This window comes from Opitutaceae bacterium TAV5 (assembly GCA_000242935.3).
Classification (GTDB): Bacteria; Verrucomicrobiota; Verrucomicrobiia; order Opitutales; family Opitutaceae; genus Geminisphaera.
In genome coordinates this window covers 6463715-6477100 of record CP007053.1, presented here as the reverse complement: position 1 = coordinate 6477100, position 13386 = coordinate 6463715, and the positions used below count along the sequence as shown (strand labels likewise).

10 protein-coding genes and 1 pseudogene are annotated in these 13386 nt (G+C 62.9%); 8 read left to right on the top strand and 3 right to left on the bottom strand.

The window, feature by feature from the left end; translation table 11 throughout:
• Positions 1 to 29 precede the first annotated feature (29 nt).
• Positions 30 to 1330, top strand: a pseudogene (locus OPIT5_27330) (DNA-directed DNA polymerase).
• Between the two features lie 361 nt (positions 1331 to 1691).
• Here OPIT5_27330 and OPIT5_27325 read toward each other — a convergent pair.
• Complete coding sequence (locus OPIT5_27325) at positions 1692 to 1802, bottom strand: hypothetical protein (GenBank protein AHF94801.1); 111 nt, start codon at positions 1800 to 1802, stop codon at positions 1692 to 1694.
• A 46-nt stretch (positions 1803 to 1848) separates the two neighbouring features.
• Here OPIT5_27325 and OPIT5_27320 point away from each other — a divergent pair, with 46 nt between their 5' ends.
• Positions 1849 to 2514, top strand: coding sequence for a hypothetical protein (locus OPIT5_27320; protein AHF94800.1), 666 nt, complete (start codon positions 1849 to 1851; stop codon positions 2512 to 2514).
• A gap of 66 nt (positions 2515 to 2580) precedes the next feature.
• Positions 2581 to 3564, top strand: coding sequence for a hypothetical protein (locus tag OPIT5_27315; protein AHF94799.1), 984 nt, complete (start codon positions 2581 to 2583; stop codon positions 3562 to 3564).
• Between the two features lie 254 nt (positions 3565 to 3818).
• On the opposite strand, the gene OPIT5_27310 is transcribed toward OPIT5_27315, so the two are convergent.
• Positions 3819 to 4448 carry a heme-binding protein gene (locus OPIT5_27310; protein ID AHF93374.1) on the bottom strand — a complete coding sequence of 210 codons (630 nt, stop codon included), beginning with the start codon at positions 4446 to 4448 and terminating at the stop codon, positions 3819 to 3821.
• 519 nt (positions 4449 to 4967) lie between these two features.
• Between OPIT5_27310 and OPIT5_27305 the strand changes: the two genes are divergently transcribed.
• A complete protein-coding gene (locus OPIT5_27305; protein AHF94798.1) occupies positions 4968 to 6893 on the top strand; it encodes a hypothetical protein in 1926 nt (641 codons plus the stop codon).
• Here the strand turns inward: OPIT5_27305 and OPIT5_27300 are convergent.
• Positions 6877 to 7428, bottom strand: coding sequence for a hypothetical protein (locus OPIT5_27300; GenBank protein AHF94797.1), 552 nt, complete (start codon positions 7426 to 7428; stop codon positions 6877 to 6879). The two genes, OPIT5_27305 and OPIT5_27300, sit on opposite strands and share 17 nt — an antisense overlap.
• 217 nt (positions 7429 to 7645) lie before the next feature.
• On the opposite strand from OPIT5_27300, the gene OPIT5_27295 reads away from it, so the two are divergent.
• The 4 genes from OPIT5_27295 (at position 7646) to OPIT5_27280 (ending at position 13384) form a co-directional block, all read left to right on the top strand.
• Positions 7646 to 8050 (top strand): hypothetical protein, encoded by a 405-nt coding sequence (locus tag OPIT5_27295; GenBank protein ID AHF94796.1) that lies wholly within the window; start codon positions 7646 to 7648, stop codon positions 8048 to 8050.
• A gap of 139 nt (positions 8051 to 8189) precedes the next feature.
• Complete coding sequence (locus OPIT5_27290) at positions 8190 to 9485, top strand: transporter (protein AHF93373.1); 1296 nt, start codon at positions 8190 to 8192, stop codon at positions 9483 to 9485.
• Complete coding sequence (locus OPIT5_27285) at positions 9482 to 10231, top strand: hypothetical protein (GenBank protein AHF94795.1); 750 nt, start codon at positions 9482 to 9484, stop codon at positions 10229 to 10231. Before OPIT5_27290 ends, OPIT5_27285 begins: the two co-directional genes overlap by 4 nt.
• A 3-nt stretch (positions 10232 to 10234) precedes the next feature.
• Positions 10235 to 13384: a cation transporter gene (locus tag OPIT5_27280; GenBank protein ID AHF93372.1), complete on the top strand. Its 3150-nt coding sequence runs from the start codon at positions 10235 to 10237 to the stop codon at positions 13382 to 13384.
• Positions 13385 to 13386: the final 2 nt, after the last annotated feature.

Below are 13386 nucleotides of genomic sequence, written 5' to 3'. Positions count from 1 at the left end.
CTTTCAGATTTGGTGGCAAGGTAGGAGTCATGGCGCTGCGCTACCTGACCATCGACTTCAACTCGTTCTACGCCTCGGTGGAACAGCAGGAGCGGCCGGAGTTGCGCGGCAAGCCGGTCGGGGTCGTGCCCGTGATGGCGGAGACGACCGGTCTGGTGGCCGTGAGCCTCGAGGCCAGGGCTGCCGGTCTGAAACGCGGCGGACGGGTGGCCGATGCGCGCCGGCTTTGTCCGGGCATCGAGATCGTCGAGGCCCGGCCGGAGGTTTACATCGACTATCACCGGAAATTGAAAGACCTCATCGCCTCGCTCGTGCCGGAGATCGAGGTGCAGTCGATCGACGAGGTGACGGTTTGTCTGGATTCGATGCTGTCGCGCGACGAAGCGGAAAAACTGGCCTTGAAGATCAAGGCCGCCATCAGCCGGGAGGTCGGTCCCTGCCTCCGCAGCTCCATCGGCGTCGCCCCGACCTGGCTGCTCGCGAAGGTGGCCTCCGACATGCAGAAACCCGATGGGCTGGTGATCCTCGACGACGAGGATGTGCCTGGAAAACTCCTGCACCTGGCGCCCGGCGACATTGCCGGCATCGGTTCCAACATCCAGCGCCGGCTGGCCGGACACGGCATCACCACGATGGCCCGGCTCTACGCGCCACGATGGCCGAGTTTCGCGGTATCTGGGGTGGCGTGCGCGGCGAGCAGATCTGGCGTTTGCTCCATGGCGAGGATCTTCCCTACTTCGAACAGAAGACGGGGCAGAGCATCGGACACGGGCATGTGCTGCCTCCGGCCAAACGCAATCATGCCGACGCACTCGCCGTCCTGCACCGTTTGCTGCAAAAGGCCGCGATGCGCCTGCGCCATTCCAGGCTCTATGCGGGCGCGCTGAGTGTCTCGGTGGATTATACGGATAAAACCTCGTGGAACGAACGGGTGCGCTTCACCGAAACGCAGGACACGTTAAGACTCACCCATGTGCTGAACGATCTGTGGCGGAAGCGTCCGGAGAAATTTTCACGCCGGGCCCCCGTGCGCCTCGGTGTTCACCTTACGGACCTGATCGACCTGCGGATGCACACACCCGATTTGTTCGAGGCCGGGACAGAAGACGCTCACGGCAAACTCTTCGCGGCCGTCGATCTGCTCAACAAGGTGCTGGGCAAGAATACCGTTTATCTCGGCGGCGCCCACGGCGCCACGAAGGATGCGCCGATGAGGATCGCCTTCACCCGCATACCCGAACCGGAGGTCGAGGAAATCGACCGCAGCTACGCGGGCCGGCTTAAAAAACAGGAAAAGAAGCCGCCGCCGCCGGAGCCGGAAGCATGGTGAGGGCGGTTCCGGGCCCGGCACACGCGCCCGCTTGTGGACAACCGCGCATGGCGGGAAATTTCAGGCATAAAAGGACGGAGCGAATTCCGTCCGTTGAATTCAGGAACCGGATACACAGGAAAACGCACGTCGAACCAGCCAGGGAACCGGTTGCAGCGGCGGACCCATCGGCAATATCCGATTTTGAGGGCTCCCGAAACCGGCATGTAACCGGCATGCCGGAAAAATCCGGGCATGAAAAAGCCCCATCGAGCAGCCTTCCGAAGGGTTATGACGGTTGGAGTCGAGCCGGTTTTTTTGTTGGTGCGGTAGCGGTATTCGCAGGTATTTCAGTCGTGGTGCAACTTGCGTTTCAGGCCGATCAAAACAGTGTGGTGAAGATGCCGAAGGCATAATCCATGAGCACCGTCAGCAAATTGGGCCGGATGGTGTGGAGGCAGTGGGATGAACTGCGCCATACCGTGGCGGTCATTGCGACGGTCCTGGGTCTCGCCGTTCAACCGCGATATTGGGGGCCGATGGCGCGAAACCTCTTTGCCAGACAGGTGATGACGGTTGGGGTCGAGCCGGTCTTTTTTGTTGGGGCGGTGGCGATGTTCGTGGGCATTTCAGTGGTGGTGCAACTCGCGTTTTGGACCGACCAAGCGGGTCAGTCACAATTGCTTGGCCCGTTGCTGGTGGCCGTCGTCGCGCGCGAACTGGGTCCGATCCTGACGAATATCATCGTGCTCGTGCGCAGCAGCAGCGCGATGGCATCCGAACTGGGGGTTCTCAAGGTCAACGGAGAAATCGACGCGCTGGAAGCGCAGGGATACGATCCCTTTGCGCATTTGGTGATGCCGCGCGTGCTGGGCATGGCAGTATCCGCGTTTTGCCTCACGATTGTTTTTATTCTGGTCGCCTTCGCGAGCGGCTATTTGTTTGGAGCCTGGCTGGGCAAGAGCAGTCGCGATGCGTGGTTTTTCACCAACACGGTGCTGAGGGCGCTGCACCCCGAGGACATCGTCAGCATTCTCATCAAAAGCGTCCTGCCCGCCCTGTTTACCAGCGCATCTTGTTGCATCGGCGGACTGGGTGTGAGATCAGTCGTGAACATCCCGCGCGCCACCCAATGGTCGCTGACCCGTTCCATCGTCGGGCTCTTCGTCATTTCCACCACCGTATCGATATTGACTTTTTTATAGCGACGCCCTCCCGGGCGAAATCCGAAATCTCGTGATCTGGCCAAAGCGGGCAACCAGGGAAAACCAATGGAAGAGCACTTCAAATTCCGCCATGTCCACTCGATCACAGGCACGTTTGTCCTCGTCGTGCTCGTCATCCTTGTTGCGGCACTCGTGTTCGCCGGACGCAGTCAAAGGTGGTTCATTGGCAATGTCGCACTGCAGATTGTCCTGCCCGAGGAGGGCGCCGCGGGCATCCGGCAGGGGTCGGAAGTTTACTTCCTTGGCACGCTGGTCGGATCGGTTTCCGATGTCCGTGTTGACCAGGCAGGGCGCATGGAGGCGGAGGCAAACATTCGCCGGGATTTTTTCCTGTTCGTCCGCGCCGACTCGTCCGCGGTCGTCAAAAGGAAATTCGGTGTGGGCGACGCTTACTTCGAGATCACGCGGGGCCACGGCGCGCCATTGCCGAACAATGGGGCGAGCATTGTCTGCAATGAGCAGCTTCCCAGCGCGTTGGAAACCGCGATCGAGGAAATTCGCAGCGAGGCGGTGCCCGCCTTGAAGAAGCTGAATGCGGGTCTCGACACATGGACCGTTCTTGGATCGGGCCTTGCCACGACGCGGGAGGGAATCGACCAACTCATTGTTCGCGCCAACGGCATTCTCAAGGACCTTCAGGAGGGCAAGGGCACGGCGGGCAAGCTCTTGACCGATCCGGCCGCGGCAGAGGAATTGAAGACCCTGCTCGGCAAAGCCAACCGTTCGATGGATGAATTGCAGGTCACCTTGACGGATCTGAGAACGACCAGCGAAAACCTGCAACTCGCCAGCGCGAATCTGCCGGCGATCAGCGACACCATTGGGGCAGAGGTGAAAGATCTTCCCGGCCTCGTTTTGCAAACGCAAATATCACTGCGCGAGTTGGAGCGCTTGATCGAAGCGATGCAAAAACAGTGGCTCTGGCGCAAACATGTCAACAAGACGGATCCGCCGCCTCTTCGGCCCATGCCTGCCGATGAGGAGCCGCCCAGAAAAGTGGTGTCTCCAAGACCTCCGGGAAAGCGGTAAGCCCCGAATGATTTTCCGGACTTGGGCAGCCGTGATGCCATCGACCACTCTCTCCACCGCCTGGCCGCTTTGGACAGGTCGGTCTGTTCGACGGCGCGCTGGAGCCAGCACGCCGCCAGGCCGGCTGCATCGCCTGCGGAAAGCGCGTGGCAATGAGCTGGCGAAGCGAATCGATGTTGGCGACGGCGGCAGGCACGGCGGGCGGCAGTTCATGAGCGGGCTGGAATTTGCAAATGCAAACCGGACGTTCCGGCTCAGGCCGCGATGGCCGTGCCGGTCTGCGTGCGGCGGATGACGCCGACGAGAACGCCCTGGCATTCGAGGCCGTTCTCCGGAACGATGTCCCTGTAACGTTTGTTTTCCGGGTGCAGGACCGCCTGCCCGTCCCGGTAAACGAGTCGCTTGAGCGTGGTGGTCGTCTCGTCCACGAGCGCGGCGACGATGTCGCCCGCCCGCGGTTCGCGGCGTTCGAGAATGGCGAGGTCGCCATCGAGAATGTGGGCACCGGTCATCGAGTCGCCGCTGACCCGCAAGGCCCACAATTTCCGGCTCCCGGGCCTGCCGACGCCGAAAAGCGCGGGATCGATCCGGATGTTTTCACCGGCTTCCTGTTCCTGCATGGCCGGCATGCCGGCAGGAATGGTGCCGTAAACCGGCACGGTAAAAAGCTGTCCCTGCACGATTCGGGCGCGGAGGCCCCAGGTTCGTCCGTCGATCTGCTCGATCTGCCCCTTGCGGGCGAGGGCGCGGAGGTGATTCATGACCGCGTTCTGGCTCTCGTAGCCGAAGTGTTTCTGGATCTCCCGGGTGCTGGGCGGGATGCTGCGTTCGGCCTGCACTTCACGCATGTAGTCGAGAATGGATTCCTGTTTTTCGGTGAGCATGGCGTTGGATTGTTCGATAGGGCTGGATACTCCTAGTGTTCAAGTGAACACATATAGCCAGACATTCCAACACCCGAAATGCAATATTTTAGAGCAGTTTAAATAAAGCCGTAGCCGATTTTAACCACGGATTTCACGGATTTCTTTTGGATTTCACGGATGGTGAAGAATACTTAAGTTAATAAAAATCAATATATTATACGTGCTATCCTGCCTGACATATCCGTGCAATCCGTGGTTCTGTTTGTGCGGCCACAATTCTGTTTGAAATGCTCTAGCCGGAGCCTGGCTGTGAAGCGGTTACAACGGCCTTTTTCCTTTTCCTGATCGAAGGCCCCTGCCGCCCGCCGGAGATCCGGCCCTCGGGACGAACCGGCGCTTCCCTGCGGCGGGATCGATCCGGTTGCCGGAAACGGGACAACAAATAGGGTCTTTACCCGACTACCGCAACCGGCGGCGGACTGGTAACCTGATCCGATGTTATCAACGCCCACCCAAGAAAACAGTCAGGGCGGCGCCATGAGCGCGCCCGCCTTTCCATCCGTTCCATGCTGCTGTCTTCTGCTGACGCTTGCCGGTTCGCTCCTTCCCTTTTCCAGGGCGGCTACCATTTCGTGGAACCCCTCCGCACCGGCAAACGGAGACTGGGAGGAGTCGGCCAACTGGACCGGTGGCGCTGTGCCCGGTTCCGCCGACGATGTCCGGTTGCAGGTCGCCGGCGGAGGCAGCAGTGTGCTTTCGGGGAGTGCCGCCGTCCGGACTCTCTGGGTCAACGCGGACAACGCACTGACCCTGGACGGTCCGGAGGCGAGCCTGGGCATAAATGCCGGTACCCAAAACTACGCGCTTTTCATGTACGGCGGAAATCTGACGGTCCGGGGCGGAGCCACGCTGACCACTTCCCTCACGAGTCCTGCCAACAACTCCGCCAAAAGTGCCTATCTGGGCCACAGCGATACGGCCAGTGTGCTGGTGACGGGAACCGGCAGCTCGATGACATTCAACCAGCGTCTGTATGTGGCGGGAGGCACCGGTCAGGGGACGGTGCTGACCATCAGTGACAATGCGACCGTGAGCGCCTACAGCACCTCCATCGCAGGACAAGGAGACGGCTCCGGGACTGTCATCGTCGACGGGGGGACGTTCACTGCCGCAAGCCAGCTTTCGTATGGTTCGTTCAACATCGGCAATTACGGGACCGGCACCCTGAAAATTACCAACAACGGTGTCGTGACCAACAGTCTCAGCGGAGCCTCCATCGGCAACCAGGCGGGGGCCATCGGCCTGGTGGAGATTGACAGCGGCTCGTGGAAAAGCTCTTCGCATATTGAAGTCGGCGGCTATGGCTCCGGCACCCTGGACATTTCCGGGGGCGCCGTCTCGAACACGACAGGCTATATCGGACGTTATGCGGGAAGCACCGGAAACGCCATGGTCAGCGGCGCGGGCAAGTGGAACAGCTCGAGTACCCTTTACGTCGGTTACAGCGGAGAGGGCGAACTGACGATCGATGGCCCCGATGCCGAAGTCACCGCAGGCAGTTCGTCCACGACCTATGTCGGCTACAACACCGGCAGCTCCGGTACGGTGAACCTGAAAAACGGCGCCGTCTGGACCCTGCGGAAGCTGGCCGGCAGAAACGGCGCATCGACTGTCAATTTCGACAATGGCGTCCTGAAAGCCCGGCAGGCCGACAGCTCGTTCATCAGCAACATCGGCACGATGAACATCCTCGCCGGCGGCGCCACCATCGACTCCGCCGGGTATGACATCGGCATCACCGGCAACGGTTTTTCCGGGGAAGGCCGGCTCACCAAGACAGGCGCCGGCACCCTGACCCTGTCGGCCGCCAGCACCCACCGCGGAGGTCTTCTCATCGAAACCGGTTCCGTTATCGCCGGTCATGCCGCCGCCCTCGGCGCCGGGGTCACGACGATCACCGCCGGTACTTCCCTGGATTCCATCGTCGCGGACGTGGCGACCGGCGGGCTGCTCCTCCAGGACGGCGGGACGCTGACGACCAATGGCGCGGCTGCGGGCTCCTGGACGCTCTCGGATGATTTTGTCATGACCGGCGGCACGTACCATCTGGACATTCTGGCGATCGACAGTTTCGACCGGATCGTCGGCGATTCCGGAAGCAGCTTCGACCTGATCTCCGGCGCCATCGTCCTGGCGTTGCACGAAGGATTCGACTACAACGAAAGCTACCTCGTTTTCAGCGGATTCGGCTCGGGTACCGACACGCGCGACGGCAACGTACAGATTTCCGGATACGACGATGCCTGGACCGCATGGATCGATTCCGACGGTTATCTCCGGTTCGAGGCGGCGGTCGTTCCCGAGCCGGCGACGTCTGCCCTGCTCGCAGGCGCCGGCATCCTGACCGCGGGGCTGCTCCGCCGCGGCATCCGGCGCGCCCGACGGCTCAACGGAATGCGGTGAGGGGTTCCCGAACCGGTTGTCGCTGCGGGAAAACGCGATTCACCAGGCCCGCCGCACGCCGGCGCGGACCTGGCAGTGCAACGCCGCACGCACCTGCAACGATAATCACGGTAATCGTTGACGTCTGGACTTTCTCAACCGGCAGCGATTCGCCGGTGATGGATGCCTGGTCAACGAAGCTGTTGCCTTTGCTCACCTCCCCATCAGCCGGGATGCGTTCGCCAGGACGGATGATGACGATCTCTCCGCGTTCCACTTCATGCGTCCCAAGTTCCTGCTCCTGCCCATTGCGCCGCACCGTCACCCGGTGTGGAAGCGAATCAGTCAGTTTTTGGATCGCCCGCCGCCCGCCGCCGACTGTGTAACCTTCAACCAATTCGGCGAACAACACGAAGAAGGCAATGACGAGCGCGGTGAAGAATTGCCCGATGCACAACGCCGCGAGAAGCGCGATCGTCATCGAGAGTTCCATCGTCATGCGCCACTTGCGCAGATTCTCCCACGCTTCCTGGTAAATCGGGAACCCGCCCACCAAGGTCGCGACGAAAGCCAGCCAACGCGGAGTGATTCCGCATGGTGGAGCCCGCGCAGCGGGACTACCTTGACCGGATGTAGAATGGGGAAACCAGCGGCTGGCTGTTGCTGGAAGAATTCGAGCGTCAGCAGCGATTGCCTTATTAAGGCCGGCCACCTCCACACTGGGGGTTCGGAGATTGACAAGAATGCTCCCGCAAAAAAATTTGAACGTCTTCATGCCACGCAGGCTTCACAGCATCGTCGCCCTTTGCCTCGCCCTTATCTGGGTGCCGGCGACCGTGTGTTGTAGGCTGCAAGCTGCGGCCATTGAACCGGCAGCACAAAGCGATGGCTGCAAGGAATGCGATCCGGCCAAGCCCGCCGATCCCGGTGCGGCCTGCAAGACGGTGGAGGGGGGCCATTACCACAGTGCGGTTTCAATTCTGAAGCTGTCGCCGCAAAGCACGCTCCTCTGCGTCCTGATCTGTGCCCCCGCCTTGTCGCTGGACGTGGATGAAATCCAGCAGGCAGCGGTTCTTGCCAAGGAGGAGCTGAGACGACCTCGGGACTGGCTCCCCGTCTGGCAGTTCGAGCGCCGGGCGGCTGCGCCGGCGCATGCTCCCGATTCACTGACGGTCTGACCGGTTCCTGCGCGAACCGGAAGAACGTCGTCGCACCCCACGCGCCTCTGTGGCCGGGTGCCGATCTGCGGTCAGCTCCGTCTGCACCGCGCTGTCCCTGCCATCCTGAACTGTGTCCGTGAATCGTGAATCTGTCTCCATGAAGACCCGTCATTTTTTTCCATTGGCCGCTTTCGCAGTCCTCTTCGCAACGCACGCCACCCTGCGCGCCGAAGAGCCCGTCGCACCCGTCGCCTTCGACACGGTTGTGGCGGACATCGTCGCGAGAAATCCCGAACTGGCCTTCTATGAGGCCGAGATTGCCGCGGCCAGAGCCGGCCGGCGGTCGGCCGGACGATGGGCCGATCCCGAACTATCGGTGGAAGCCGGGCGCAAACGCGTTCACGACGCGGGCGGCTCGCTGGCCGACGAAGGCACCGCATGGTCGGTCTCCATCACCCAGACCATCGAGTGGCCGGGTCGGCTCGCCCTGCGCAAGAGCATTGCCAACCGCCAGATCGATCTGGCGGAACTCGGCCTGGCCCACTTCCGCGCCGCGCTGCTGGCGCGGGCGCGCATCCTCACCTACGAACTCGTGGCCGCGTCCGCGAAATCGGCCGCCACCGAAGAAGTCGCCGCGCGGTATCAGACGCTGCGCGAACTGTTTCTCGCGCGCGATCCCGCCGGCATCACCCCCTTGCTGGAAACCCGCGTGATCGAGGCGCAGGAACTGGCCCTGAAACGTCGCGCCACCGAAGCCCGGCTCGCCGCCCAAGCCGCCCTGGTGGAACTCAACCAGCTCCGCGGCGCCCCCGTCGAAACGCCTCTGCGCAGTGCCGATGCCAGCATCGTGTTTCAAACGCCCCCCGATCTCGACCGGCTGCTGGCGGCGGCCCGGGAAAACAACTACGACTTCCGCAGCAAGCGCATCGAACTCGAACAGCAGGGACTGGAAGTCTCGCTCGCCCGCAATGAAAGGTATCCGGCCATATCGATCAGCCCCTTTTATTCCCAGGAGAAAGCGGGCGAACGCGAAACGGTCTTCGGCCTCGGCGTGTCCGTTCCGCTTCCGCTGAGCGGTCGCACCCGCGCCGGCACCGACATCGCGGAAGCGCGCCGCCGGCAGGCGGAGACGCTCCTGCTGGTGGCACAGCGCGAGATGGAACGCGATGTCATCATCGCGTTCCATGCGCTGACGGCCAAACTCGCGGCGACCTCGGAGTGGCGGCCCGACACGGTGGACAAGTTCCGCGAAGCCGCCGAACTCGCCGACCGGCACTACCGGCTCGGCGCGGTGCCGCTCGCGACCTACCTCGAACTCCAGACCGCCTGTCTCGAAGCCGTCGAAGCCTTCCTCGACACGAAGAAGGAAACCCTCGAAGCCGCCCAACAACTCGAACTGCTCACCGGCTGGCCCACGCCGTTTGTCACGCTTTCGGCCGCCTCTGCCCAATGAACGCCATGAACACCTCCTCTTTTTCGACCATCGCCCTCCTCGTCGCCGGCACCCTTCTCGCCGGCTGCCAGCCTAAAACGGAACTGCCCACGCTCGCCGGGACCGTGATCGTCGGCCCCGAATACAGCGAAAACAAAGGCCTCTATGTGCCCGAAGACACCCGCCTCTCGCTCGGCCTGAAAGTCATCGAGATCACCGAACAGAGCCTGGCCGCCACCCACGAATTGTCGCTCTACACCTACGGGAAGAACGGCGGCGCCCTGCTGGCCAGCGGCCGCATTGCGCCTGCCCAAGCCGCGACGGTCAAAGCCGGCCAGACCCTGCGCGTGCAGACGCCCGACGGGCAGGAACTCGATGCGCGCGTCACCGGTTTGAAGGACCTGTCCACGTCCGGCGCGGGCTGGGTGGAAATCCTCGTGGAAATCGCAGCCCCTTCCAGCCTGACCGCAGGCTCGTTCGTCACCGCCCATGTGACGCAGCCGGCGGGCGTGCCGGTTCCGACCATCCCGCGCTCCGCCCTCGTGCGGGCGACCGACGGCTATTTCGTCTATACCGTCAGCGGCGAACACTACATGCGCACTCCGGTGATTCCCGGCGTCCTCACCGCCGACGCCGCCGAGATCAAAGACGGACTCTATGCGGGAGACCAGATCGTCTCGGAGCCGGTGATGGCCCTTTGGATGACGGAACTGGCCGCGGTCAAAGGCGGCCACGCCTGCTGCGCCATCCCCGGAGAAACCCTCTAGGCCATGATTCTCAAAATCGTCGATTCGTCGCTCCGGCAGCGCTCCATTGTCCTGCTGGCCACGCTCATCCTGATCGCGATCGGAGTCTGGTCGGCCCTGCGACTGCCCATCGATTCGGTGCCCGACATCACCAACCCCCAGGTGCTGGTGAACACCGGCGTGCCCGCGTTCGCTCCCGAGGAAATCGAAAAACTCGTCACCCGGCCCATCGAAAACGAGATGACCGGCCTGCCCGGCATGATCGAAATGCGCTCGCTCTCGAAGTTCGGCCTCTCCCAGGTGCGCCTGACCTTCGAGGACGGCGTGGACATCTATCGCATCCGCCAGCTCGTCAGCGAACGCCTGGTCGGCGTCACCGAGGAACTGCCCCCCGGCCTGCAACCCCGCCTCGCCCCCATCAGCACCGCCCTGGGCGAAATCTTTTACTACACCGTCGAGTTCACGGTGGATGCTCCGGACAAACCGGCGACCCGCGCGGAGCAATTGCAGGAACTGCGGCAAATCCAGGAATACGTCATCGGCCCATTGCTCCGCGGCACGCCCGGTATCGCCGAAGTCAACACGAGCGGCGGTTACGAACGCCAGATCGTCGTCATGCCCGACCTCGCCCGCCTGGCGAGCATCGGCCTGACCGTCGGGGAACTCGCCGACAAGATTCGAGAGAACACCGAAAACGTCGGCGGCGGCTACGTCGAAATCGGCGGCGAGCAGGTCGTCATCCGCGGTAACAGCCGGGTGAATACGCCCGGCGAAATAGCGGAGATCTCGCTGAAATTCGCCGGACTGCCGGAGCCGCTCCTCGTGAAGGATGTCGCCCGGGTGGCCATCGGTTCGGGCTACCGGACGGGCGCGGCCACCGTAAACGGAGCCGAGGCCGTCATCGGCGGCGCGCTCATGCTCGCCGACGGCAACAGCCGGGTCGTCGCCGACGATGTCGCCGCCAGCCTCGACCGGATTCAGGGAAAACTGCCTCCCGGTGTCGAAATCCGGCCGCTCTACAACCGCTCCGACCTCGTGAACCGGACCCTCCACACCGTGGAGAAAAACCTCTTCGAAGGCGCGGTGCTCGTGGTGGCCGTGCTCTTCGCCCTGCTCGGCAACCTGCGCGCGGCCTTCATCGTGGCGCTGGCCATCCCGCTCTCGATGTTGCTCGCGCTCACCGGCATGGTGCAGAGCCGCGTGTCGGGAAACCTGATGAGCCTCGGTGCGATCGACTTCGGCCTGATCATCGACGGCGCCGTGGTCATGGTCGAAAACATCGTCCGGCACCTCGCGCACAAACAACGCGATCTGGGCCGCGAGCTGAGCGCCCGGGAGCGCTTCAATGAAGTGCGCTATTCGGCCAGGGAAGTGGCCAACCCCATGTTCTTCGGCGTGCTCATCATCGCCGTGGTCTATGTGCCGATCCTGGCGCTCACCGGCATCGAAGGGAAGATGTTCCGCCCCATGGCGCTGACCGTGATCTTCGCCCTCGTCGGCTCCCTCGTCCTCGCGCTCACGCTCATGCCCGTGCTCTGCTCGTATCTCCTGCGCGGGAAAATCCGCGAACGCGACAACTGGCTCGTCCGCTTCTTCAAGGCGATCTATACCCCGCTGCTCGCCTTTGCCCTCCGCCTGCGCTGGCTGGTCGTGGGCGCGGCCGTGCTGCTCTTCGGCTCCTCGCTTTGGCTCTTCACAAAGCTCGGAGCCGAGTTCATTCCCCAGCTAGACGAAGGCACGATGCTGCTCCAGTTCATCCGCAGCGGCAGCGCGGGAATCAACGCCTCGGTCGAACTCCAGGAGAAGTCCGAAAAAGTGCTCCTGGAGAAATTCCCCGAGATCGACCGCATCTTCGGCCTGATCGGCACCGCCGAAATCGCGGTGGACCCGATGGGGCCCAACCTCTGCGACAGCTACATCGAGTTCAAGCCACGCGACCAGTGGCGCAAGACCGACGGACGCCCCGTCACCAAGCAGCAACTGATCGGCCTCATGCGGCGCGAACTCGCCATCCACGCCCCCGGCCAGACCTTCCTGTTCACGCAGCCGATCCAGATGCGTTTCAACGAAATGATGGCGGGCGTCCGCGCCGACATCGCGATCAAGATTTTCGGCGACGACTTCCCCACGCTGGAACGCCTCGCGACCGAGATTCGAGACCTGATCCGGCAGATCCCCGGCAGCGGCGACGTTGAGTTCGACTCCTTCGGCCTGTCGCCGATTTTGGAGATCACCCCGGACCGCGCCGCCCTGCGCCGCTACAATCTTCAGGCGGGCGACATGAATCAGGCCATCGCCTCCGCGCTGGCGGGGGACGAGGCGGGTTCGGTGGTCGAGGGAAACCGGCAGTTCCCCATCGTCGTCCGACTCACGGAAACGGAACGCGGTGACATCGCGGTCATGAAAAACATCCCCGTGCGCACCGACGAGGGCGGCTTGCTCGCGCTCGGGCAGGTCGCCCGGTTCGAGATGGTCGAGCAAGTCGGCGCCGTCACCCGCGAGTCCGGACAGCGGCGGGCCGCGATCCTCATCAACCTGCGCGGCCGCGACGTCGAAGGATTCGTCCAGGAAGCCATGGCGCGTCTCCGCGCCGAGGTGAACTTTCCACCGGGCTATTACGCGGAGTTCGGCGGGCAGTTCGAAAACCTGCAAAAGGCGCGGGCGCGGCTCGCGATCATCGTGCCGATGGCGCTGCTCTTCATCTTCGTGCTCATCTTCATGAGCTTTGGCAGCGTCCGGCAGGCCGCGCTGATTTTCGTCTGCGTGCCGCTGGCGGTGACCGGAGGTGTATTCGCACTCTGGCTACGCGACATGCCTTTCACGATCAGTGCGGGGGTCGGCTTCATCGCCCTGAGCGGCATCGCCGTGCTCAATGGCATCATGCTGATCAGTTTCATCAACCAGCTCCGCCGCGAAGGCCGGAATGTGCGTGACGCCGTGGTGGAAGGGACGCTCACCCGCCTGCGCCCGAAGCTGATGACGGCCCTGGTTGCCTCGCTCGGTTTTGTGCCGATGGCGCTGGCCACCGGAGCCGGTGCCGAAGTGCAGCGACCGCTGGCGACCGTCGTGATCGGCGGCATCATCACCTCAACTTTCCTGACCCTCGTCGTGCTGCCCATCCTCTACGACTGGATGGAAGCGCGCGGGCGTCGTTCTCCCACCACCAACCCATGATC

Excerpts from the sequence above, each read along its gene's own strand:
- OPIT5_27325 (AHF94801.1), bottom strand. The coding sequence starts at position 1,802 with ATGACCGCCACGGTATGGCGCAGTTCATCCCACTGCCTCCACACCATC.
- OPIT5_27320 (AHF94800.1), top strand. The coding sequence starts at position 1,849 with ATGGCGCGAAACCTCTTTGCCAGACAGGTGATGACGGTTGGGGTCGAG.
- OPIT5_27315 (AHF94799.1), top strand. The coding sequence starts at position 2,581 with ATGGAAGAGCACTTCAAATTCCGCCATGTCCACTCGATCACAGGCACG.
- OPIT5_27310 (AHF93374.1), bottom strand. The coding sequence starts at position 4,448 with ATGCTCACCGAAAAACAGGAATCCATTCTCGACTACATGCGTGAAGTG.
- OPIT5_27305 (AHF94798.1), top strand. The coding sequence starts at position 4,968 with ATGAGCGCGCCCGCCTTTCCATCCGTTCCATGCTGCTGTCTTCTGCTG.
- OPIT5_27295 (AHF94796.1), top strand. The coding sequence starts at position 7,646 with ATGCCACGCAGGCTTCACAGCATCGTCGCCCTTTGCCTCGCCCTTATC.
- OPIT5_27290 (AHF93373.1), top strand. The coding sequence starts at position 8,190 with ATGAAGACCCGTCATTTTTTTCCATTGGCCGCTTTCGCAGTCCTCTTC.
- OPIT5_27285 (AHF94795.1), top strand. The coding sequence starts at position 9,482 with ATGAACGCCATGAACACCTCCTCTTTTTCGACCATCGCCCTCCTCGTC.
- OPIT5_27280 (AHF93372.1), top strand. The coding sequence starts at position 10,235 with ATGATTCTCAAAATCGTCGATTCGTCGCTCCGGCAGCGCTCCATTGTC.